This is a genomic window from Paraclostridium bifermentans (assembly GCF_019916025.1).
Lineage (GTDB): Bacteria > Bacillota > Clostridia > Peptostreptococcales > Peptostreptococcaceae > Paraclostridium > Paraclostridium bifermentans.
This window is the reverse complement of record NZ_CP079737.1, coordinates 1172105-1197092: the sequence shown is the minus strand read 5'-3', so window position 1 is coordinate 1197092 and position 24988 is coordinate 1172105. Positions and strand designations below refer to the sequence as shown.

18 protein-coding genes and 1 tRNA gene are annotated in these 24988 nt (G+C 28.1%); 1 reads left to right on the top strand and 18 read right to left on the bottom strand.

The window, feature by feature from the left end; translation table 11 throughout:
* Positions 1-170: 170 nt before the first annotated feature.
* The 16 genes from KXZ80_RS17880 to cspBA form a co-directional block, all read right to left on the bottom strand.
* On the bottom strand, positions 171-722 hold the full coding sequence (locus KXZ80_RS17880; protein ID WP_021432495.1) for a sugar O-acetyltransferase: 552 nt from the start codon (positions 720-722) through the stop codon (positions 171-173).
* Between the two features lie 14 nt (positions 723-736).
* Positions 737-2440, bottom strand: a complete 1704-nt coding sequence (locus KXZ80_RS05705) for a glycoside hydrolase family 13 protein (RefSeq protein ID WP_332840949.1) — start codon at positions 2438-2440, stop codon at positions 737-739.
* Positions 2441-2551: 111 nt separating this feature from the next.
* A complete protein-coding gene (locus tag KXZ80_RS05700; RefSeq protein ID WP_021432493.1) occupies positions 2552-3340 on the bottom strand; it encodes an endonuclease/exonuclease/phosphatase family protein in 789 nt (262 codons plus the stop codon).
* 4 nt (positions 3341-3344) lie between these two features.
* The gene (locus KXZ80_RS05695; RefSeq protein ID WP_021432492.1) at positions 3345-5000 is read right to left on the bottom strand and encodes a PTS transporter subunit IIBC; all 1656 of its coding nucleotides are present in this window, start codon (positions 4998-5000) and stop codon (positions 3345-3347) included.
* Positions 5001-5260: 260 nt separating this feature from the next.
* On the bottom strand, positions 5261-6265 hold the full coding sequence (locus KXZ80_RS05690) for a LacI family DNA-binding transcriptional regulator (protein WP_021432491.1): 1005 nt from the start codon (positions 6263-6265) through the stop codon (positions 5261-5263).
* A 171-nt stretch (positions 6266-6436) separates the two neighbouring features.
* A complete protein-coding gene (locus KXZ80_RS05685) occupies positions 6437-6724 on the bottom strand; it encodes a hypothetical protein (RefSeq protein ID WP_021432490.1) in 288 nt (95 codons plus the stop codon).
* A 130-nt stretch (positions 6725-6854) separates the two neighbouring features.
* Positions 6855-7082, bottom strand: a complete 228-nt coding sequence (locus KXZ80_RS05680) for a hypothetical protein (RefSeq protein WP_021429178.1) — start codon at positions 7080-7082, stop codon at positions 6855-6857.
* A gap of 88 nt (positions 7083-7170) precedes the next feature.
* Positions 7171-9294 (bottom strand): DEAD/DEAH box helicase, encoded by a 2124-nt coding sequence (locus tag KXZ80_RS05675; protein ID WP_021432489.1) that lies wholly within the window; start codon positions 9292-9294, stop codon positions 7171-7173.
* 61 nt (positions 9295-9355) lie between these two features.
* Positions 9356-9532: a hypothetical protein gene (locus KXZ80_RS05670; protein WP_021432488.1), complete on the bottom strand. Its 177-nt coding sequence runs from the start codon at positions 9530-9532 to the stop codon at positions 9356-9358.
* 121 nt (positions 9533-9653) lie between these two features.
* Positions 9654-9742, bottom strand: a tRNA-Ser gene (locus KXZ80_RS05665).
* Positions 9743-9855: 113 nt separating this feature from the next.
* A complete protein-coding gene (locus tag KXZ80_RS05660) occupies positions 9856-13080 on the bottom strand; it encodes a ligand-binding sensor domain-containing protein (protein WP_021432487.1) in 3225 nt (1074 codons plus the stop codon).
* 84 nt (positions 13081-13164) lie between these two features.
* Positions 13165-15192: a sensor histidine kinase gene (locus KXZ80_RS05655; protein WP_021432486.1), complete on the bottom strand. Its 2028-nt coding sequence runs from the start codon at positions 15190-15192 to the stop codon at positions 13165-13167.
* A 161-nt stretch (positions 15193-15353) separates the two neighbouring features.
* Positions 15354-15554: a hypothetical protein gene (locus tag KXZ80_RS05650; protein ID WP_021432485.1), complete on the bottom strand. Its 201-nt coding sequence runs from the start codon at positions 15552-15554 to the stop codon at positions 15354-15356.
* 154 nt (positions 15555-15708) lie between these two features.
* Positions 15709-16599, bottom strand: a complete 891-nt coding sequence (locus KXZ80_RS05645) for a sulfite exporter TauE/SafE family protein (protein WP_021432484.1) — start codon at positions 16597-16599, stop codon at positions 15709-15711.
* Positions 16600-16749: 150 nt separating this feature from the next.
* Positions 16750-18429: a bile acid germinant receptor pseudoprotease CspC gene (cspC, locus tag KXZ80_RS05640; protein ID WP_021432483.1), complete on the bottom strand. Its 1680-nt coding sequence runs from the start codon at positions 18427-18429 to the stop codon at positions 16750-16752.
* Between the two features lie 10 nt (positions 18430-18439).
* Positions 18440-21679 carry a bifunctional germination protease/germinant receptor pseudoprotease CspBA gene (gene cspBA, locus KXZ80_RS05635; RefSeq protein ID WP_264317414.1) on the bottom strand — a complete coding sequence of 1080 codons (3240 nt, stop codon included), beginning with the start codon at positions 21677-21679 and terminating at the stop codon, positions 18440-18442.
* 219 nt (positions 21680-21898) lie between these two features.
* Between cspBA and KXZ80_RS05630 the strand changes: the two genes are divergently transcribed.
* Positions 21899-22354, top strand: a complete 456-nt coding sequence (locus KXZ80_RS05630) for a staygreen family protein (RefSeq protein ID WP_021432481.1) — start codon at positions 21899-21901, stop codon at positions 22352-22354.
* 52 nt (positions 22355-22406) lie between these two features.
* Here KXZ80_RS05630 and hydF read toward each other — a convergent pair whose 3' ends face one another.
* Together hydF and hydG are read right to left on the bottom strand one after the other, a co-directional pair.
* Positions 22407-23594: a [FeFe] hydrogenase H-cluster maturation GTPase HydF gene (gene hydF / locus KXZ80_RS05625; protein WP_021432480.1), complete on the bottom strand. Its 1188-nt coding sequence runs from the start codon at positions 23592-23594 to the stop codon at positions 22407-22409.
* Positions 23595-23603: 9 nt separating this feature from the next.
* Positions 23604-24980: a [FeFe] hydrogenase H-cluster radical SAM maturase HydG gene (gene hydG / locus KXZ80_RS05620; protein ID WP_021432479.1), complete on the bottom strand. Its 1377-nt coding sequence runs from the start codon at positions 24978-24980 to the stop codon at positions 23604-23606.
* Positions 24981-24988: the final 8 nt, after the last annotated feature.

The window sequence follows — 24988 nt, the reverse complement described above, 5'->3', positions numbered from 1 at the left end:
TGGCCATCTCATAAGATAGCCATTTTTTACGCTTAATGAAATTTTGAGCAACGGACAGAGTCGTTTGAGTAACGGGACACGAGCTTGCCGAGTGGCCGTTGACGACATGGAATTTGAGCGACATAAAGTGGTTCGCAGACGTAGTCGCTCAAGCGAAGCGAATTTTTTATTTAAATATGTTTAATTACCTTGCATGGATTACCTACCGCTACACAATTAGATGGTATATCTTTTGTAACAACACTACCAGATCCTATAACAACATTATCACCTATATTTACTCCAGGATTTATTATGGAACCGCCACCTATCCACACATTATCTCCTATTGTTACTGGAGATCCATATTCGATTCCAGAAATTCTTAATTTAGGATCTATTGGATGATATGCCGTATATATTTGAACATTTGGAGCTAACATGGCATTTTTACCAATTTTAATTTCACACACATCTAGCATTATACAATCAAAATTAGCATAAAAATTTTCGCCTAAATGTATATTATAACCATAATCACATTTAAAACTTGGTTCTATATATACATTTTCACCTGTAGATCCAAGTAATTTTTTCAAAATTTCAGATTTTGTATAATCATCAGTCTCTATAGTTTGATTATATAATCTTGTTAAGATCCTAGCCTGTTGCCTATCTTTTACTAGCTCTGGATCAGATGCACTATATGCATCACCTTTTAACATTTTTTCTTTTTCAGTCATATAAATACCCCTTATTATATTTTATATAGTCTACATTCCCAAGGTTTTAAATTCACCGAACTTATTATATCATGCTCTTTTACTTCTATATTTGATAAAATTAAGTTTTTATAATTTAATTTAATTTCACTATAATTATATAAAACATTTTCGTTAGACATATTGGTAATTATTAAAAATTTACTATCACCTAAAACTCTTTCATATGCATATATTTTTGTATCATTTTCTAATATTAATTTATATTGCCCATATATTAAAGCTTCATGTTCTTTTCTTATTCTAATCATACTTTTATAAAAGTTTAATATAGAATTTTTATCTGTCATTTGATTCTCAACATTTATATTTTTATAATTTGGGTTTATTCCTATCCAAGGTATTGACTTACTAAATCCTCCAAAATCGCTGCTACTCCACTGCATAGGAGTCCTTGCATTATCTCTAGATAATCTCCATGCTCGTTTCATAAGTTCTTCATGGCTATCACCTGAATCTAATCCTATATAATAGTTATTTTTAGTTTTAACATCATTATAATCTTCAATATCCTTAAACTCTACATTTGTCATACCTATTTCTTGCCCTTGATATATAAATGGAGTTCCTTCTTGCATAAAATACATAAGTCCTAGACATGTAGCACTTTCATACCAATGCTCTTTATCATTTCCTAACATTGATACAATCCTAGGTATATCATGATTTTCTATGAATAAAGCATTCCATCCTAATCCATGTAAATTAGTTTGCCATTTGCTCAATACGTTCTTAAACTCTACTAAGTCAAGCTTCTTATCCATATTACTATTCCATAAATCTAAATGCTCAAACTGAAATACCATATCAAACTTACCGTCTTTTTCTGATACCCAAAGATGTGCATCTTCAGGAGTTACTCCATTAGCTTCTCCAACTGTCATCACATCGTAATTTCCGTAAGTATTTGCTTTTATCTCTTTTAAATAATTGTGTATTCCCTCTACATTCATATGTTTTTCAAAACATGAAACATATTTTAAATTATCAGGATTTGGCATATCTAAAAGTCCTTTTTCTTTGTTTATATGACTAATTGCATCTACTCTAAATCCATCTATACCTTTTTCCAACCACCAATTCATCATGTCATATATAGCTAATCTCATATCTTTATTTTCCCAATTTAAATCTGGCTGCTTTTTAGTAAAAAGGTGTAAATAATATTGATTTGTTAAATCATCTTTAACCCATGCAGACCCTCCAAATATACTTTCCCAGTTATTTGGTTCTTTACTATCCTTTCCATCTTTCCATATATACCAATCTCGCTTTTTGCTATCTTTAGAAGATCTAGATTCCATAAACCAAGGATGTTCATCGCTAGTATGATTTATCACTAGATCTATAATTAACTTCATTCCTCTTTTATGAACTTCATTTAATAGTTCATCAAAATCTTCCATATTCCCAAATTCATCCATAATATCTCTATAATCACTAATATCATACCCATTGTCATCATTAGGAGACTTATAAAAAGGCGAAACCCATACTACATCTATTCCTAAATCTTTTATATAATCTAACTTTTGTATAATACCTCTTAAATCTCCAATTCCATCTCCATTAGAATCTTTAAAACTTCTAGGATAAACTTGATAAGCTACAGCTTCTTTCCACCAAGTTTTCTTCATATATATCAACCTCCATAACTTTCCATTTTCTTCTTCACTCATTACTAATATAATGGTTTGAAGTTAATATATTCGCTGACGAAACACTTAAAGTACGTTTTTTGTACTTTGTGTGAAGGAAGCAAATTTATTGACTTCAAACCACCTTATAAACTATATATTTACAACTACCTCTACCCCATAATGGTCTGATACCACATTTTTATTTATTCCATTAAAAATAACATTAGAACTTTCTACTTTAATTTCTTTATTTGTAAGAATTAAGTCTATTCTTAAATTTTCTTTATTTTTATCCCACCCTGCAATTTTTCCTTTTACAGTTATTCCTGAGTCTTTGTTTTTTGATAGTTTATATGTATCAAATAATTTTTCACAAATATAATCATATCCTTCATTTTCTACATTAGCGTTGTTATTAAAATCCCCCATTATAAATGCAAACTTATCATTTTTAATTTTAGTAAAAAGTTTATCAAACTGTTCTTTGAATGGTTCTTCATAATCACCCCACCACCCTAAATGACACGAATATAAACTAACTTCATAATTGTTATAAACTACATTTAACTTAACTATTTTTCTAGTTTTCCAAAAGTTAATATCCTCACTTTTAGATATATTAAAACTTTCCTTTTTAACTACAGGAAGCTTTGTCATAAGACAAAGCCCCTCTTCATATATATCATAACCTATATGAGCAACATCCCAATAAAATGTATAATTCTCATTTCCAAGTTTTTTTAATTCATCTTGAAGTAATAATGCAAAGTTATTTACTTTAACATTATCATAAGCTATATCTGAACATATTAATTGACTTACTTCTTGAAGAGCTATAACATCATAATCTTTTTCATCTATGACCTTAGCTATATAAGATATTTTTTCAATTTGATTATCTTCTTGCCAAGAGTGGCAATTCAATGTTAAAAGATTCACCGTTCTACACTCCTAACATGTCTAATATATTAGATTTTAAAACGTCAGCCTTTGGTCCGTATATTGCTTGAACTCCTCTATCTTTGACAATAAGTCCTAGTGCACCAAGCGCCTTCCAATCTTTTTCACTTCCAACCAAACTCACATCTTTTACAGTTACTCTTAATCTAGTCATACATGCATCTACATCTTCTATATTATCAGCACCTCCAAGTAAGTTTATTATCTTACTTGATAATACATCTTGAGCTATGTTATTAGTATCTGTTTTTTTACTCTCTTCTTCATTACTTTCTTCTATATAGTTTCCTTTACGTCCTGGTGTTGCAATATTAAACTTCTTGATTAAGAAATTAAATATTCCAAAGTTTAATAAGAAAAATACAGCACATGATATAAAGAAATTAACTAAATCCATTGTAAGTCCTGCTTTAACAAGCATTGGAGTACGAGTTAAAAATTCTATAAATCCAAATGCATGAACTCTTAAGTGAATTATATCTGCAAGTGCAAATGCAAGCCCTGTAAGAATTGCATAAACTATATATAAAACTGGTGATATAAACATAAACATAAATTCTATTGGTTCTGTAACCCCAGTTAAGAAACATGCTAGCATAGCAGATATAAATATAGGTTTGTAATTTTTAGCTTTATCTTTATCAACGTTTTTGTACATTGCTAAAGATATACCTGCAAGTGATGCAGTTGATAATATAACCTGCCCTGCTTTAAAACGAGCTGGTGTTATACTTGTTAATAACTCTTTATACGATGCCATGTCTCCTGCAGATTTAAAGTTAATTAAATCAGTTATCCATGCAAGCCATAGTGGATCTTGCCCTGCAACTGTAGTTCCTGCAGCGGCTCCTGTTGCAATATGATATATACCTCCAAGTTCTGTATAGTTCATAGGCACAGTTATCATATGATGAAGTCCAAATGGTAGTAATAATCTTTCAAGTGTTCCATATACAAATGGCGCTAAAACTGGAGCAGTATCTTTAGATGATGCAATCCACATACCAAAAGCATTTAAAGCTCCCTGTGCAAATGGCCAAATTATAGATAATATAATTGCAGCTATTACAGAACCTAATATAACAACAAACGGAACGAAACGTTTTCCATTAAAAAATGCTAAAGCCTTAGGAAGTTTATCAAAATTATAGAATTTATTATAAAGTACAGCTCCCATAAACCCTGATATTATACCAACAAACACTCCCATGTTAAGTGCTGGTGCCCCTAATATAGATGTGAAATAATCTTTAACTAAAAGTGTAGATCCTGTTAAAGAAGTTACTGTTGCTTGTGGATCTAAAAGCATATCTGCATTTACACCAAGTACAACTCCCGTGATACGATTTATTAATATAAATGCAATTACAGCAGCAAAAGCTCCTCCTGCTCTTTCTTTTGCCCAAGATCCTCCTATTGCAACAGCAAATAGTATATGTAGGTTTCCAATTATTCCCCAACCTATATCTTCCACAACTTTTGCCGTTGTCATTATTAAGTGAGCATCAGATGACATACCTATAAGTTTTCCTATAGAAACCATAAGCCCTGCTGCTGGCATAACCGCTATAACCACTAATAAAGCTTTACCTAGCTTTTGCCAAAAGTCAAATGAAATTAATTTTGTTTTACTACTCATTTTAAACTCATCTCCTTTTTAATTTAACTATTATCTCCATTCAATGCAATCGATTGCATTGAATGGTAAAAAAATATACAACTTTTTTATTTCCCACCTTTATTATAAGCAAATTATAACATCCTGTGAAAATATTTTCAAGGATTTTTTAATTTTTTTCTAAATTTAATACAAATCGTTAATTCCAATAATGCAACCATTTGCACAAAGTTATTATATATAGAATAGTTTAAGACAACCTTAAACATTCTATATATAATTTATTTAAAAGATTCTCTTTCTATAAACTCTGTATTTACTATGTAGTGCGTATTTACTATGTCTTCATTTTCTAATTTTTCAATAAGCAGTTTTGCAGCATAGTATCCTAGCTCATCTGCATTTATGTCTACAGATGCTAATGGTGGTGTCTGATATTTTGAAAGTTGGATATTGTTAAATCCAACTAATGATATTTTTTCTAATCTTTTTTCATTTAATAACTGAGACACTCCGAATGCTAATAAATCATCTGTAGTTACAATAGCTGTAACCTCGTGTTTACTTAGCAATTCTTCAGCTCCAGCATATCCTGTATTTTCTTTAAAAAGTTGTTTATGTATAACTAACTCTTCATCATAATTTAATCCATTCACTTCCAAAGCCATTTTATATCCTTTTAATCTATCTTTCGACATATTTAAAGTTTTTATAGCTCCTATAAATCCTATTTTTTTATGACCTTTTTGAATAAGCCTATTTACTGCATTATACATAGCTTGAAAATTATCGTTATCCACCCACAATACATCTTCTGTTTTTTCGGGCCTTCCAATTGCTACAAAAGGAAATTCTATAGTATTTAAAAACTTAATGCTTTCATCATTTTCATTTACTCTTAGAAGTATAATTCCTTCAATTAAGTTCGTATTAGTAATTTCTTTTATACTTTCAAACTCATTTTTACCATCTTTTGCAAACACATATGTAATATAATAGTTTTTATTTTGTGCATAAATACTCATCCCCTTCATGGCATTTATAAAAAATGGATTTGTAAGTAAGTCATCTGCTTCACTTGGTAAAACTACCCCCAATATTTTTGTTTTATTATTTGCAAGACTCCTTGCAATTGCATTAGGTTTATAATTTAACCTTTCTATTGCTTCATTGACTTTAGCTTTAGTTTCTTCACTGATTTTAGGATTATTAGACAAAACTCTAGACACGGTAGAAGTTGCAACTCCTGCCTCTTTTGCAACTTCTTTTATAGTTACTTTACTCATACCAAATACCCTCAATATTTTTTATTTTTATATAAATTTTTTATCATATTATTTCTATTCATGTCTAATTATTATATCATATTTAACTATAACTTCTCTATTCATTATTTTAAATAACAAAAATAACTAAGACTTTATAACATTCATTATAGCCTTAGTTATTTTTGTTATTTAATAAAGACTCTCAGCCTTTAAACTTATTTTTTTTAATTTTTTAAAAATATCTTGTATTTCTTCACAATCATAAATTTTAACTTTTTTTATTAATGCAGTATAGCTATCACATATATCATACTGAATTTGATTCCCTATAAAATCTTCTTCTATTATAATTTCTTCATCTTCATTCATAGAGTAGTTTTTAATATTTGTTTTGTAATCAAACTCCTCTTTTAATATTTGCTCAGATAAAACCAATAACTCAAACGACTCTTTTAATAATTCTAATTTTTTCCCCATTTAAATTTTGCTCCTTTCATAACCTAATGCCTTTACAATTATACCCCATAATATATGTCGTTTTTTGTAATTTCTTGCTAATTCCAATATTTACACAATAAAAGGGAGTATAAAACTCCCTTTAGTGTGTCTATTTTCCTTTAATATTATCTTTAACTTTTTTACCTACATTTACTCCTGTATTTATAGTTTCTTTAGCTATGTTTCCAACTCCATTTATAACATCTTTTCCTACATTCAATCCTGTGTTTATAGTTTCTTTCCCTATATTTCCAGCTCCATTTAAAACTTCTTTACCTACATCTGTTACCGGTTTTGTTACTTTTTTTATATTATCTTCTACCTTCTTTTTTGCCATTTTTTTAACATCTCCCATATTATTGTGTAAGTAGTTTTATCTACTTATACAATAATATGTAGTTTTTCGACTTTTTGTTACATCGCTTTTATTTGAATAATTCTATTAAGTCTTTTTTGCTTAATCCTTTTAAACTCGCAGAATTAGACAAGCTATCGTCAATAATATTATCGATCATATCCTTTTTATTTTCTTGTAATAAAACAATCTTTTCCTCTATTGTATCTTTTGATATTAATTTTATCACTTCAACTACATTCTTTTGACCTATCCTATGAGCTCTATCACTTGCTTGATTTTCTACAGCTAAATTCCACCATGGGTCAAAATGTATAACCATATCAGCACTAGTTAAATTTAATCCTGTTCCTCCAGCTTTTAAAGATATTAAAAAAATATTAATATTTTCACTTTCATTAAATTCATTAACTAAATTTATACGATCTTTAGCATTAGTTTTTCCATCTAGATACATAGATTTTATATTTTTATTTTTAAGTTCTTCTTCTATCAATCTTAAAACACTTGTAAACTGAGAAAATAATAACACCTTTCTACCATTTGAAATAGCTTCATTTAAAATTTCTATACAAATATCAATTTTAGAACTTTTACCCGTATAGTCTTTTAGCAAGGTCTTAGGATGAAGACATAGTTGTCTTAGTTTAGTTAAATATGAAAATATTGTTATTTTATCATTTTCATATTTAGTATTTTCTAATTTTTCTATTACATTTTTATTGTAAATATTATATATTTTCTTTTGTTCTTTATTTAATTCTACAATAAATTTCTTTTCTATTTTGTCTGGTAATTCCTTTATAACTTCTTTTTTTGTTCTTCTTAATATAAAAGGTTTTATTAATTTTTTTAATTTCTTAATATCTCCATCTACAAATTTATTTTGAAACTCCTTTTTATCATATAAATACCCAGGCATTATAAAATCAAATATAGACCAAAGTTCTAATAAGTTATTTTCTAACGGAGTCCCTGTTAAGGCAAACTTAGCATTAGCACTAATGCTCTTTATGGATTTAGTTACTATAGCATCTGGATTTTTTATATTTTGAGCTTCATCTATGAACATATAATCAAATTTTTTGTCTTTATACTTCTCAAAGTCATTTCTAATTGTAGAATAAGTAGTTAGAACGACATCATAATCTCTATAATTTTCAATTATTAATTCTCTTGATTTTTTATCTCCATATGCTATTCCTACCTTCAAATTTGGAGCAAACTTATCAATTTCATTTTTCCAGTTATGTATAAGTGATGTAGGCGTTACTACTATACTTTTCGAATTTTTTTGACTATTAATAAATGTAATTGTTTGTAGTGTCTTTCCAAGACCCATTTCATCCGCTAAAATCCCTCCAAAGTTATAGTTACTGATACTATTGAACCAGTTAACCCCTTCTAATTGATATTCTCTTAATATATTTTCAATATTTTGCGGAATCTCGCAATTTCTTTTTTTATTAAATCCAAACATTATTTTATCTATGTATTCTTTTCCCGATATAAAATTAAGATTATTTTCTTTTATATAATTGTCCATATACAAAAGTTTGCTATTTTCAACTTTAAAATCATCTGCTTCAACTGGAATTCCTAACGTATCAATAAGTTCTAATAATTCCTGTATATCTTTATTATGTAAATCCAAGTATATAGACTCTTTCAATCTATATAGGCGTTTATTTTCTTTGTATGCACTAAATATCTCATTATATCTTTTTCTATTTAGGTTTCCTATATTAAAAGAAAATCTCAAATTATTATCTTCATCTAAATCAAACTTATATGCTACTTTAGCCCTAGCATACGATACTTCATTATTATTAAGTTTATTTTGAGTGCTTTTTATATTATTCTTCTTATTTGTAAGATCATCTATACACTTATAAATAGCCGCAACTATATGCTTACAGACAAATGTATTACTTTCCATGCTTTTATTTAGCCAATCATTACAATCACAGCTAGTTGAAACTATTCTATTAGTTTTTTCACTTATAGTTATTAAAGAATTATTTTTTTCATTAAACATTTCATTCCCAACTGCAGCATAAAAATTTATATTATCATTTTCTTTTTTTATATAGCTCTCACTCACTAAGTTATTTTTATAAATTGCAACTCCAGAATTATGTCTATTTTTTTCTGTATTATTTAAAATAATACTCTTAATTGTACTTACTTTCATACTTTCACCTACCTTCGATTTTAAAATATATAAGACCTGAATTTACAGGTCTTATATATTTTTATTTATGTTTTTTAGTTTTCTTTTTAATGTTATCCGAATTTAAAGATAAAAATAAATTTGTAAGAGTATTGTCCATATCTCCACTTAAACTATCTATATCATTAAAATTCATACTTTCGTACATTGTTACTTCTTTTATATTTTTCTTAGTGTCATTATTCTCTTTTTTTCTCATATCTATATACCTCTCTTACATTCTTAATTTTAATTATTTTATGTTTTATAATAAAGAATATTCAAATATATAGTTTTATAAATACAAAAAAAGCACCTTCAATATCAGGTACTTTTAAAACTGGCGGAGAGGGTGGGATTCGAACCCACGGCCCCTTTCGGAGTCACTGGTTTTCAAGACCAGCTCCTTAAACCACTCGGACACCTCTCCGTATTTCATTAACTTATGTAAATAATATATCATAATTTCATTAACTTGTAAATATTTTTTACTTTTTTTAACAAAAATGGTGAATACTTTTTTGTATTCACCATTTTAAGAATTTATATATTTTTACTTTTATAATTGTATTCATTAGGATTTACAGGAAGTATTATAACAAAATTACTACCTTTACCAATTTTACTTTCAACATATATTTCGCCTTTATGTAACTTAACTATTTGACTAGTTATAGTAAGTCCTAATCCACTTCCACGCTTTACCTTATTATTTTCCTCTACAACTTGGTTAAATCTATCAAATATAAGCTTATGATATTTTTCCTCTATTCCTACACCTGTATCTAAAACACTTATCATAACTTTTTCTTCTAAATCTTTTATAGTTATAGTTATACTTCCACCTTCTGGTGTAAACTTAGCTGCATTTCCTACTAAGTTAACAACACATCTTTCAATTTCATATTTATCACATCTTATAAGTTTTTCTTCTATTTCAGGGTCAATAATTAGCTCAATCCCCTTAGTTCTTACATAATCTTTTAAAGTCAATGCTGTTTCTTCAACTAGGTAGACTATATCTGTTTCTTCTAATGTTACTATGTACATATCATTTTGCAACTTAGCACTATCTACTATATTATTGATTAAATTTAAAAGTCTTTTACAGTTTCTTTGAGACACATCTATATGATGACTTAAATTTTCTTCTTTTATATGTCCATCTTTTTTCAGTAATCCTAAAATCAATTGATTAGTACTGCTTATTACATTAAGAGGCGTTCTAAGCTCATGAGATAAGTTAACAAAATAGCTATTCTTATTTTGTTCTAGTTTTATGTTTCTTTTTAATAAAACATTATTTTTCTCCATTTCTTCTCTTAATCTTAAAGTTTTCTTTTGAACTAATTTATCTAATTTTTTCATCTTGCGCTTGTGATTAGCTATAAGTCCAAGTCCTATTAATATATATATAATTACTGCATACCAACTTAACCATATTGGAGGTTTTATAGTAAATGTTACATAATTTTCATCACTTACATTTCCACTTGTATCAATAGCTTTAACTCTAAATCTATATTTACCTGGAGGTAAATCATTATAAGTTACATAATTATCTTTTGTTCTAACTGCATTTCCACTACTTCCATCTAAGTTATATTCATATGTTGTATTTTTATAATTTGAGTAATCTGGAGTAAAAAACTTAATAGTTATAGTGTCTGTACTCTCGCTAAATTTCATTTCATTTATATTGTTATATTCCTTATTGTTTACAATAAACGTATCAAATAATATTTTAGGCTTTTTATCTGATTTTATAATTTTTTCTGGATAAAATGAATTCAATCCATTTACACCTCCAAAGAAAAGTTCTCCACTTTTACTTTTGTAAGCTGCATTCCCATTAAATTCATTTCCTTGAAGCCCGTCTGTAACACTAAAATTTTGTACTTTATTATTCAAGCTGTTAATTTTTGATAATCCTTTATTAGTGCTTATCCATATATCATTTTCATCATCTACTAAAACACCATAAATAGTATTATTGGCTATACCATCTTTAGTAGTATATCTTTCAAATCTTTCAGTTTCTTTATCAAGTTTGTTTAACCCATAACTAGTCCCTACCCAAATATTGCCATGACTATCTTCATTTATATATCTTACATAGTTATTACTTAAACTATATTTATCTTGCTTGTTGTTTTTATAAAACTTTATAGTTTTATTTTTAGGATCTATTTTACACAATCCTTCATCTCTTAAAAATCCTAAATAGTAATTACCTTCACTATCTTCAAATACATATCTTACATACTTATTTCTCTCTTGCCCTTTATTTATGTACTTATTTATATCTATAAACTTTTTTGTCTTAGTATCTAATATACTAACTCCATCTGCAGTACCCATCCATAAATAGCCTTTACTATCTAGTAAAATATCTTTTACTCTATCATTAACTAATCCATCTGCTACTCCATAATGACTTATCTCATTGTTAGATTTATTTACTTCTATAAGACCTCCGTCAGTAGCTATATATATTTGATTTCCTTTTCCAGTTATATCATTTACCGAATCATTTATAAATCTTTTTTCTGTTTTGGTATTTAAATATACAGATTTGTTCTTTTTTCTATCTATTATATTTACTCCCTTTGAATTTGTACCCACCCATAAATCTCCATCATTATCTTCATATATGCCATGGACTATATTTTCACTTAATAAATAATCTTTATCTTGACCAGCCTTATAATGCTTAATTTTACTTTCGGCATCAAATACACTTAATCCCGAATATGTTCCAACCCATATAAGCCCATTGCTATCTTCCATTAAACTTTTAACATCATTATTAACTAAACTATTCTTATCATATATTTTATGCGTGTATATATCAAAGTTATTTTTTTCCTTATTATAAAGGGCAAGACCCTTAGACGTCCCAATCCACAAATTACCTTTGCTATCTTTTTTTATTGCTCCAATTGAGTAGCAGGGAATTGAATTTTCGTCAAAAGGATCACATTTATAACTAGTTATTTGGTTTGTTTTAGTATTTATCTTATATAATCCCGAGTTAGCACTTCCAACCCATATATATCCATCTTCATCATCGCAAAAAACATTGTAAATCTCATTTTTACTCATATCTGACTTGTCTATAGTAAAATTCTTAATATGCTTAAAATCTTTAGATACTTTGCTAACACCTAATTTTGTTCCCAGCCATAAATTGCCTTCTTTATCTTCATCAATACAATATATAAACTGACTTGCTAAATCATTTTTTTTAGATAAAATCCTATCAAATCTGTCTTTTTTAGAATTGTATATATTTAGTCCATCATCTGTTGTAACTAATATTTTATTATCTTTTGTAATTAGTATATCCGTTGCATTCTCACTTGAAATCAAATTATTTTCCTTTAAATAATTTGTAAACTTGCCGCTTTTTTGATCTAATTTATTTACTCCATCTATAGTCGCTATCCATATATTTTCATCTTTATCTTCCTTTATATCAGTTATAAAGTTATTGCTAATACTATTTTCATCTTCTTCATAATTATAAACTTTAAAATCATATCCATTAAATTTATTTAATCCATCATTTGTACCTAGCCATACATATCCTTTACTATCCTGAAAAATAGATTCTATGGTTGTTTGGCTTATGCCTTGATCTATATTAAAATCATTAAATGTTATATTATTACTATTTGAATATATATCTAATGTTGAATATGCAAATAGTAATATATTAAGTAATACAAATATATTAAATTTATTAAATAAACTAATTTTCCCCATATACTTTCCTTTCAAAGCTATTAATAGAATTTATATTTTATATTATATACTAATCCCCTTATTTTAACAATATTTGCCAAATTTTTAGTATAACTCATATATATCAGAAAGTTCTAATTCAATCTTTTGAACGTCTACTTTATAATCTTTGGTCTCATCTTCAATAATATCGCCTAATAACTTTTTATTAGGTAATAAAATCTCAAATTCTGCTCCGTTTTCTCCATCACTCTCTAAGTATATTTCGCCTTCGTTTAACTCAACCATAGCTTTTACAATACTTAACCCAATTCCGCTTCCTTCATTCATTCTAGTCAATGATTTGTCTGCTTGTACGAATCTTTCAAATATTAAATCTTGCATATGTATAGGTATCCCAACACCATCATCTTTTACAATTATTTGAACCCATTCCTTATTTATATGTATATTTACAAATATATTGCCATCTGGCTTTGTAAATTTTATAGCATTAGATACTAAATTCAAAATTGCTCTTTCTATCATTTCTGGATCACATTTTATAATATTTTCTTCTTCATCTGTATCAAATATTATATTTATACCCTTTTGTTTTGCATATATTACAACTGACATAGTTATCTCTTCAATCAACCTTACTATATCACAGTTTTTCATATTTGGCTTTGTATATCCAACGTCAATTTTGGTTATATCAACCATATTGTTTATAAGTCTTAACATTCTTTGGCAATTAGTTTTTAAACTTTGTCTATATGTAGAATACACTTGTCTAAAATCAACGTCTTCATTGTATGATTTTGCATCTAACAATTGAGTGGTTGAATAAAATATATTTAAAGGAGTTCTTAATTCATGACTTATATTAGCAAAAAATTCATTTTTTAACTTCTCATGATCTTTGATTTTTTCATATTCTGATATGTATTTTTCCATTCTATGTTCTTCTGTTATATCATTAAATGTAACTACTAATTTAGCAGTTTCTCCATGTTCATCAATACCTTTTAAACTTGAATCTATAATTTTTTGAATCCCACAATCAATAATATTTTTACCATCATTTATTTCAATTTTTCCATTCCAACATCCATTTTGTTTAACACTATCTTCTATAGTTTTCATAACATCTTTATCTATAGTAGCCATAGCAAGTTCAATTCTTTCGGTTAGTGCAGCGTTTTTATAATCATCATTTCCAAAGAAATAGTCTTTTGTTTTTTTATTAGAATAAATCACTTTGCCACACATATCACTTATGTATATGCAACTTGCTTTATTTTCTTCTACAAGATTATAAAATATTTTTTTCTCTTCCTCTAATTCTTTCTTTTTCTTTATACTTATAGTTGTTTCTAAAAACAAGCCTACTATAAGTATTATAAATGACATATATGTTATTGATATTGATATGAATTTAATTTCTATTATAGGTATTCTTGCTCCCACTATAGCATAAAATGCCTTAACTAAAAACATCATTATACTAGCTCCAATAACGGAGTATGTGTAATCTCTTTCTTTTATACTCTTTTTGAATAAAATAGTACTAGTTATACTATAAACAAAAATTAGCATAATATTGTAAAAAATAAAAAAATCTGTTTCTTTCCTTATTGGAAATATAATACTTTTACTTTCTAAATATCCAAATATAGTTGCACTTAAAACAACTATTAATATAGAATAAATCTTATTTTCTATAATAAATGTTCTTACCTTTTTTAAAGGTAATGTTGCTATTAAAATTATAGATATTCTCATTAATGAAGTAGATATAGCTATATACCCCTTCATACTTATAATAGTATTTTTTAAAGTTAAATTGTCAAACACCCCTAACGTTATATCTATTACAAATATCATATACATTAGAGAAACTATAAATAATTCTTCTTTTTTTGTACTATTGTAACATAGTATACAACTTACTGTGGCTAAAAAAGCTAAGACTATATTAAAAATTCTTATAAAATCTTCTGGTTTTATCATTAAAATTAAATTATATTTGAATATGTATATTAAACTTAATATATAAAATACAACTAAAAAAGCTGATATCCCTATTGTTAATATTGTTGCTAATTTATTGCTAGCCTCAAATTTTTTACTTTTACTAATTCCTAACATATTTCTCTCCCCTAAATTTTATCAATACACACTATAACATGTTTTTACAGTGTGGTCTATCATTTCGACAATAAAAGACAGACTATTACACAACAGTCTGCCTCTTTAAATAAATTATCTATTCCCTGTTTTTAATTTTGTCTATTTTATAAATTTCTAATCTATTTTTCGCCCCTGTTTTTTTGTAATAATTCTTTTACTTCATCACTATTTGGATGTACAAATGAATATGGAGTATCATCTGATAATTCCTCGATTACTCCACCTGTGAATAAATCTTCATATGGAGTTTTTTTAGGTATAAATAAATTTTCATATAAATTACCTTCAAATGGTACACGTTCTTTGTCTTCTCTTTTCATAGCTTTTCCTCTTTCTTGCTTAAAGTTTGTTGTTAATTATTCTGCTCATATTATTAATATATATAACTTATACCCACTATTTTAATTTTTTAAATTAAAAAAAGCATAAAACTTAAGTTCCTTAAGTTTTATGCTTTTAAAATTTAAATTTATATTAACTTACTTGTTCAAGTTCTAAAGTTTCATCTTTACTAAGCCCTGCTTTAAACATAGTTACAGCAGTGTAACTTACAACAGCTACTACTAACCATTTTAACCAATATACAGGCATGTTTGTAACAAATAGCAATGCTAATATAGATCCAACTACTCCACCTATAGTTATACCCATAGATATTTCTCTCTCATACGCTTGTTCTTTTACAAACTTTGTGCTAGCTATTGGTCCTACAAATGCACATGCTCCCATCATTATAGGAAATGCAGCCTTAGGGTTCATACCAAGTAATGCAACCATTGCCATACATGGTGCATATAATCCTATACCTGCTGTCATAAGAGCTCCTAAAATAAAGTTTCCTACTATACCTATAACTAATTTTGATCCACTAAGACTCATCGCATCTCCTCCAGCTGGCATTAATCCAACTTGTCCTAGTATTATCAGTATAGCAGTTCCAACTAACGCTACTCCCATAGTTAATTGTACCTTTTTTTCTGGTAATTTAGATATAATTCCAGCTCCAATCCAAGATCCTGCTACCGCTGCTATAATCATACTCACTAAAGTTATTAAATCCACACTTATTGAGTTTAATGACATAAACGCTTGAACTATCATAGGCAGTGCATGTGCAACATTCAAAGTCCCTGGTAATAGTTTATCTGGAATGTTAATATGTTTATTTAACTTTAATATTCCTGTAGTTGTTGCAAAAGATCCTACCCCTATAGCATCTAAAAAGTCAGTTATAAATCCTATAAATATACCTGTCTTGAATATTTTATTTTTACTTTTATCCCTATGTTGTTTAAAGTCTTTTACATAGACTGTTGAAAACCCAGCTGTTATAACTGCTAGTAATCCTAAAATTGCATTTAACATCTTCTTTCTCCCTTTTTATAAAAATTTATTATGACCTGTCAGATTATAACACATCTAGGATAACATTTTCCACATTTTTTTACGTTTATCTAAATTTTTTTATTACAATAAAAATAAGAAAGGTGAACGTTTACTCGTATACACCTTTCTTTATAAATTCCTAGCAATTTGTCTAAAAGTATCTCTGAGATTAAAAATTCCATAACCCTGTGAAATATTTGGGTATGTGTATATTTCTTGTCTAGTTGCGCCTATCATTAAATAAGTTCTTAAAGGCTCTGTAAAAAGAGATAGTTTAGGTACTCTGCTCTCTTCTTCTAAATATTGCATTATAAGTGCTAATGATCCACATACAATTGAACTACTTACTCCAGTTCCAGTAGCTGTATTATATTCATTGTAGTTAAATGTTGATATTATATCAACACCTGGTGCTATTATATCCGGTCTAACTCTACTTCCACTTAAATTTCCCTTTGATGATCCAATCCACAAACTATTAGTTTTATCATTATACGTTCCAATAGTTATAACTGAGCTTGCAAGCCCTAACTTAGTTATAGTTGCATTAGACTTTGAATCTGTAAATCTAGTGGTTTTATCTATTAATGCTTTATTAGGTAAATATACATCAAAATCTCCATGAATAATAAATTCAGGGCTTAACCTTAAGGTCCAAATCCCAGGCTTTATATCCATTAAGTTAATTTCAATTCTTTGATCTCCTGATTCTAACCAAGGAAATTTATTTAAAACAATATAAGATGTTTTTTCTATATAAAATCTACCTCTATAAATTCTATCATCTGGTGCATACCTTATTATTTGGCTAATATCACCTGATGGCGATATTAATTGTAAAAAAAACTTATCTGGTCCCTTGCCTCTTATTACTATATCTAAATTAGTATTATTCCCATTTTGTATTGATACGTCTCTATATGAATCTACATCTTTTAATGTTCCGGCAAAGTGTATATCTGTATTTCCTTCATTCCCAGCTCCACTAACCAAAACAATGCCGGATTTCTCTAGTATTCCATAACTTTCAATTATAGCAGCTTCTATATTTATAGATGATATTGTTCCTACTGTAAAATTTACTATTAAAGGCTTATTTTCTTTAATTGATATATTAAAAGCATAAGTTAATGCCGCTACAAAATCAGACATTTCATAACTTGTTTTTCCTTTATAGTATATATCTTTATATTCTCTTAATTTTACAACTATTAAATCTACACCTCTTGCAATTCCTCTATACTCTCTGTTTATATTACCTTGACCAGCTATGATACCACAAGCCATAGTACCTGTTCCCGTATTATCCTTACTCAAACTGTTATCTTGATTTTGTATAGCTTTATTTATTTCTTCTCTATTGAATTCACTCCCAAATATCATTCCTTCTGGAGGTTTTTTGCTATTATTTTCTTGATCCCATAAGTATAATATTTTACTACTATTATTATCGTCTATTAGATCTTTGTGTAAGTAGTCTACTCCAGAATCTATTACTGCAACCAAAATATTTTCTCCTGAAACATTTAAATATGGATTACTTTCTACATAATCACCTCCAACTGCTGAAAGTACCGATTCTCCATTACTTAAATTATTATTTAATTCTATTAGCGATGCCATTGGTTGTGATTTTTGCCACCATTCTATATTTCTAATAGTATCAAGAATTTCTGCCTGAAAATCCAATGGAACATATATAGTTGCTAATTCATCATTTAAAATTACATATTTATCTATATTATTTTCTTCAAATGATTTTTTTATATCGCCAGTATAAAGTATAAAAAAAGACTTTTCATCAATCACAGAATCCCTCCTACTTTAATTGCTCAAACATACCTCTAAAATCCAAAATACCATATCCAGACGTAGTATTTGGATATTCAACACTTTTAAGCCTAGTTGCACCACCTTGCATATAAGTTCTAACTTTTTGCATAAAACCTTTATTTCTGTAAAAATCTTCAGCTATAGTATACTGGTAAAATAGTGATACCACTCCAGAAGCATGCGCTCCAGCAGCCGAACTTCCAGTAACAGTAGCATATGTATTTTTAGGGTATGGAGCTATTATATTTACTCCAGGAGCAACTACATCAGGCTTCATTGTATCTGTAATATTAGGTCCTCTTGATGATGCTGGCCATATACTTTTATTAGTGGAATCATACGTTCCAATAGTTATTACATCATCTCTGACAGCTAAATAATTTATAGTATATGCTGGATTTGATTCTTTAAATTTAGTTCCAGGATTTAAAAAAACCCTATTCGGTAAATATATATTATATAGCCCACTAGATATATAAGCTCCTTCTAACCTTAACTTCCAAATCCCTTTTTTAGCATTTTTTAATGTTACCGTAGTATGTTCTTGCCCTGAATAGCTAGTTGGATATGAATATCTTATAAGATATTGAGTATTTTCTAAATCAAATATACCTTTAACCTCGTCATAATTTGATAAATCAACAATTTTACTTTCCTCTCCACTTGGAGATATAACTATTAGATTTATCCTGTCTGGTCTACTCATCCAAATTTCCATGATTAAATTTTTTTCATCTTCTACTATCTCTATTTCTACATCTACTATCTCTCCTGATCTATTAATATGACCAGAAATATGAGTTTGTGTATTTCCTTCATTTCCCGCTGCTACTATCGATATTCCATTAGAAAAATATGTTTTTTTAGGTTTTATATTGCTTGCGTAACCAGCTAGTAAATTACTTCCCATAGATACATTTATTATAGTTGGAGTTTGCGTGTTTTTTGCAATCTCATATACATATGAAATTGCAGTTTCTAACATAGCACTTGTATAAAATCCATTCACTTTCGCTAATTTAACAACCACAAGCTCTGCTTCTGGTGCAATACCTTCATATTCTTTCTTTATACTTCCAAGACCTGCACATATTCCACTAATCATAGTTCCGTGTCCTACTTCATCTTCAGATAAGCTACTGTCATTTTCATTTATAGCCTTATTAATATCTTCTCTAGTATACTCAGTTCCTATGAAAAATCCCTTTGGAGGTTTTCCATCTTTACTTTGATCCCATAAATATCTTATTTTACTCGTACCATCTGGGTAAATAAAATCTTTATGTAGATAATCTATCCCAGTATCTATTATTCCTATTAAAGTTCCTGCTCCAAGTAATGTTAGATTTGGGTTTGTTTTAAAAAAGTTAACACCTATATCTTCTTTAGCCGTTACTCCATTTTCAGTTCCTCTAGTTATCTGACCTAATGGTGTTATAGGTACAACATTTTCTATTATATATACAGATTCTAACCTTAATATAGCTTCTATATATTCTCTCTTTAAACTTTCAAAGAACATTAATGTGTATACCTCACTTAAATTAATTAAGCTATATGGATATGGAAAATTAGCTATTTCTCTAGTAAATTCAGGTGAATGTGTAACTAATATAGCTTCTGATATGTTATCTTCTAATCTATAGTTTCCATTTTTATCTAAACTTCTAGATAAATATTGTAGATCTAAATTATTTAAATTCAAAAGTCCATACCCGTAAGAAGAATTTGGGTACACTCTATTATCACTCCTTTTTGCGCTCCTATTTATCATTGATTTAGTTTTTTGAGAATATAAAAATGGGTCATTACCTTCTACTATCCCCCATTGCATCAAAAGACAGCATACTCCTGTTACATGAGGTGTAGCCATACTAGTTCCTGTTAAAGCTCCTATGCTTCCTCCTGGAAGGTATGAAAGTATATCCTCCCCTGGAGCAAGTACATCCGGTTTATATACTCCATTTGCAAAATCTCCTTCTCCAGAAAATGATGATCTTACATCAGTTCTAGAATTGAAACTTCCCACTGTTATAACTTGGCTTGCTGTACCTGGTACAGTTACTGTTAAAATTTCACTGGGTTCTAAAAACCTAGTATCCTTTGATAACCCTTCAGATGTAGGTAAATATATATCTATGTTTCCTTCTACTATATCTTTTGGTCTAAAAACTAGAGTCCATATTCCAGGAGTAATTTGAAGAGCAGAACTCATTTGTATTGTAACTCTTCTTAATAATGAATAAGGTGGTATTTCATAGAATACTCCATTTATAGTAGTTGTTCCTAATCTATTATTTATGTTTGGATTTTGTTGAGAAAGTTCCTGTGAGTTTCTATTTGATGGATTTCTTAATAAAACTGAAAATTCATCTACATAATTTGGCCAAATATTTAAATTTAAAATTTTTTCATTTTCACCTACAACAAACTCAACTTCTTGTGATTCTCCATTTTTTAATTGAATTCTTTTATGACTTCCTTTTGATGCATTATTACCTGCAGCTACAACTATATTATTTTTCCAAAACAAACTCATATCATCAATATACCTTTCAAATAATGATAATCCCTTATGAGATCCTTCATTACTTCCATAGCTAATATTAATAGCAACAGGCATTTTCAATTCTAAAGATTTATCTAATATAAATTTTATAGCTCTCATAAATTCAGTACTTTTTGAAAATGTATCTACTTGTCGCCTTCCAACTCTAACCGCAATTATACTTGCTTTATTCGCAATACTTGCTGCAATTCCTGCAACATGAGTCCCATGCACGCTCGTAGTTTGTACTGGAGCTTCATTTATGTTTTCAGATGTATATACAGTTCCATGGTTAAATCCATTAGGCGGATTCCCATCGATTGACTGATCCCAATAATATAATATTTTTGATCTTCCATCTTCAAATTTAAATATCGGAAGAGTATGGTCTATACCCGAGTCTATAATGCCTAAAATAGTACCATCTCCATTTAAATTATTATTATTTTTAAATGAAGTTATGCCTGTACTTGAAAAACTTTGTATATCTTGAGCTTCTAGTATAAATGGTTTTTCTATATATTCAATTTCAGGATAATCAATTAATCTATCTAAATCTGCTTGGCTAGTTGACGTTATTATAGCGTATATTGGGCTTAAAATTTCTATAAATACATTTAATTCATTTTCTAGTCGCTTTACATCTGAGTTATATTTAACTATAACTTCATATTCTATATTAATCCCTCCTAACCATATGCTAAAAATTTTTATTTACTAATAATATATTACTTAACCTTATATATGTATGTATATTATTATTAAGTATTAATGTATAAGTGTTAATTTTTTAATATATATTAATTTTTATCTTTTCCTATCATATGCATACTTTTATCACATTTTTTATCTTTCTAAATATAATAAATTACATAAATATTTGAGGATGTGATTTTAATGGTTGATTTTAATTATGCAAATGTTAATGTTATAATCAGAGAACCTTATACAAGTACTGAACCAGTTCGCTTTAGAAGATACACAGTAGAACACAACGATAATTCTAAAGTAATTGATGTAATTATAGGACCTGAATTTGAAGATCTTGACCTTAGTACAGTAAGTACTGATATAATCTATGGTCAATGGTTTTGGTTCGTTCAGGATGTATATCAACTGAACTTATTTGCCTTTATTGGTGATTATGATTTTTCAACTTCTAAAGAAAGATATGACCAGTTTTTAGCTAAAATGCCTCTAACAATAAGTTCAATTGTTAATGGAGATATTGAATTTTTAAATAATAGACCTATACTTAAAAATACACCTATTTTTGTAAGATTTATATCCACATATCCAGATTTTAATAAAATAACTTCTTATGGTGTAATTAGACAGTATATACAAGATTAATATATTTAAATAAAAAATGGTGAGCATTATTTTATATAAGCTCACCATTTTTTTATTTAAATATACTTACAGATCTATCTAATATCCCGGTAAAATAAGCTATAACCATACCATAATTAGTTATAGGTATATTTTTTTCTTTACAAGTATTTATTTTATTTATTACACTCTTCCTATTTACCATACATGCTCCACAATGAATTATTAGGTCATACTCTTCTATACTTTCATCAAAATCATATCCAACTTTATATTCTATATTAATATCTCCGCCAGCTATTTTTTTAAGCATTCTAGGTATTTTTACTCTTCCTATATCTTCATGAGATACATTATGTGTACAGCTTTCACATATAAGAACTTTATCGTTTGGCTTTAAAGTGTTTAGTTTTTTTGTTCCTTCTAAAAACTCACTCAACTCACCTTTTTGTCTTGCAAATAATATCGAAAAGCTAGTTAAGTTCATTTCTTTAGGAATTATGGATTCAACTTCTTTAAAAGCTTGAGAATCTGTTATAACAAGATCTATATCATGTAATTCATTAATAGCCTCATTTAGTTCTGTATCTCTTACTACATAAGTTTTTATACCATGATCTAAACAATCCCTTATAACTTGAACTTGAGGAAGAATTATCCTTCCCTTTGGAGCTTCAGAATCTATAGGTACTACTAAAACAACTTTAGATCCATATGGAAGTAAGTCTCCAACTATAGGTTTATCCTCTTCTTCTTGTTCTAAGTTTTTTATAAGTTCTTCTTTTAAAGTTTCTATTCCTTTATTATCTTTTACAGAAGTAAAAATAACATCATTGAACAATTTTTTAATACTGCTTATTTCTTCTTCAGTTAATAAATCTATTTTATTTACAGCAACTATATGTTTTACATTATATTTATTAGCTTCTTTTTTCCAAACTTTATAAGTGTCAAAATCTATATGCTTTCCATCTACTACATATATAGCAAAATCTAATCTTTTTAAATATTCATAGCTTTTTTTAATTCTAACTGATCCAAGTTCACTTTTATCTTCAAGTCCTGCTGTATCTATCAAAAGTATAGGTCCAAATGGTATTAGTTCCATAGCTTTTTGAACTGGATCAGTAGTTGTTCCTTCTACGCTAGATACTAATGATACCTCTTGCCCTAAAATTTTATTCATAAGTGAAGATTTTCCACTATTAGTGTTTCCATATATTCCTATATGTTTTCTATTTGCATTTGGAGTAATGTTCATATATACCTCCTATAAGTAGAAATCTCTTTCTCCTTTTTTCATTTTTTCCATACTCTCTTTAGTTCTTTCTTTTATATCTTCTCTTTCAATATTTTCTACTTCCGTGCTTATAATTGCTTGCGCTTTATCATATAACTCTTTGTCTCCATAATCTAATGTAAATTCAAGCAATGTCATTAATGCATTAGGCTCACAGACATATTTAATGCTTCCTGATTTAGCAAGTTGCATAAATCTATCTCCAGTTCTTCCCTTTCTATAACAAGCAGTACAGTAGCTTGGTATGTATCCATCACTTAAAAGTTCTTTTAATATTTCTATTGGACTTCTCTCATCGTTTGTTTTAAATTGTTTACTCTCTTTTCCTTCTTCTCTATCCTTATATCCTCCAACTCCAGTTGATGATCCTGCTGAAATTTGACTAACTCCATAACGTAATAACTCTTTTCTCATAGCTGCAGTTTCTCTAGTTGATAATATAAGGCCTGTAAATGGTACTGCTATTCTAAGTATTGCAACAATCTTTTTAAACATATTATCATCTAATAAGTTTGGATAGTTTTCAAGAGTAACCCCTGTTGCTTCTTGAAGTCTTGGGACTGATATTGTGTGGAATCCAACCCCAAATTTTTCTTCTAAGTGAGCATTATGCATCATAAGTGCTAAGACTTCAAATCTTGGGTCTGCTAGTCCAAATAGTACCCCTGCTCCTACATCATCAATTCCAGCTTCCATAGCTCTATCAAATGAAGTTAAATGATAGTTATAATCCCCCTTTAATGATTTCGGGTGCATATTATCATAAGTCGGCTTATGATATGTTTCTTGGAATAATATATATGTTCCTATCCCTTTTTCATGTAATGCTTTATAATTTTCTACAGTTGTAGCTGCTATATTTACATTAACTCTTCTTATTTCCCCATTTGCATTTTGAGTTTTATATATAGTATCTAGACATTCCAAAACATAATCAATAGGAGCATTTACTGGATCTTCACCTAATTCAAGTGCTAATCTTTTATGTCCCATTTGTTCTAAAATTTTAACTTCTTCTGCAACTTCATCCATAGTTAATCTTCTTCTACAGAACTCATTGTCTCTTCTATATCCACAGTAAACACAGTTATTTACACAGTAATCACTTACATAAAGAGGTGCAAATACAACTATTCTTTTCCCATATATATCTCTTTTTATCTCACCTGCTAAAGAATATATTTCTGATAAATCTTTTTCATCTTCTGCTTGTAATAAAATAGCTATATCTTTATATGATAATCCTTCTCTTTTTTTTGCTCTACTTAAAACTTCTTTAATTTCTTCATTTGATGGATTTTTAGTTTCTTCTAATATATTATATATTTCTTCATGATTTATAAACATAATACAAT

Bases quoted from the DNA above. Each gene is read 5' to 3' on its own strand.
- hydG (WP_021432479.1), bottom strand. From the start codon at position 24,980: ATGTTTATAAATCATGAAGAAATATATAATATATTAGAAGAAACTAAA.
- KXZ80_RS05675 (WP_021432489.1), bottom strand. From the start codon at position 9,294: ATGAAAGTAAGTACAATTAAGAGTATTATTTTAAATAATACAGAAAAA.
- KXZ80_RS05655 (WP_021432486.1), bottom strand. From the start codon at position 15,192: ATGTTAGGAATTAGTAAAAGTAAAAAATTTGAGGCTAGCAATAAATTA.
- KXZ80_RS05630 (WP_021432481.1), top strand. From the start codon at position 21,899: ATGGTTGATTTTAATTATGCAAATGTTAATGTTATAATCAGAGAACCT.
- KXZ80_RS05695 (WP_021432492.1), bottom strand. From the start codon at position 5,000: ATGAGTAGTAAAACAAAATTAATTTCATTTGACTTTTGGCAAAAGCTA.
- KXZ80_RS05650 (WP_021432485.1), bottom strand. From the start codon at position 15,554: ATGAAAAGAGAAGACAAAGAACGTGTACCATTTGAAGGTAATTTATAT.
- KXZ80_RS05705 (WP_332840949.1), bottom strand. From the start codon at position 2,440: ATGAGTGAAGAAGAAAATGGAAAGTTATGGAGGTTGATATATATGAAG.
- KXZ80_RS05685 (WP_021432490.1), bottom strand. From the start codon at position 6,724: ATGGGGAAAAAATTAGAATTATTAAAAGAGTCGTTTGAGTTATTGGTT.
- KXZ80_RS05670 (WP_021432488.1), bottom strand. From the start codon at position 9,532: ATGAGAAAAAAAGAGAATAATGACACTAAGAAAAATATAAAAGAAGTA.
- KXZ80_RS05660 (WP_021432487.1), bottom strand. From the start codon at position 13,080: ATGGGGAAAATTAGTTTATTTAATAAATTTAATATATTTGTATTACTT.
- KXZ80_RS05645 (WP_021432484.1), bottom strand. From the start codon at position 16,599: ATGTTAAATGCAATTTTAGGATTACTAGCAGTTATAACAGCTGGGTTT.
- KXZ80_RS05680 (WP_021429178.1), bottom strand. From the start codon at position 7,082: ATGGCAAAAAAGAAGGTAGAAGATAATATAAAAAAAGTAACAAAACCG.
- hydF (WP_021432480.1), bottom strand. From the start codon at position 23,594: ATGAACATTACTCCAAATGCAAATAGAAAACATATAGGAATATATGGA.
- KXZ80_RS05690 (WP_021432491.1), bottom strand. From the start codon at position 6,265: ATGAGTAAAGTAACTATAAAAGAAGTTGCAAAAGAGGCAGGAGTTGCA.
- KXZ80_RS17880 (WP_021432495.1), bottom strand. From the start codon at position 722: ATGACTGAAAAAGAAAAAATGTTAAAAGGTGATGCATATAGTGCATCT.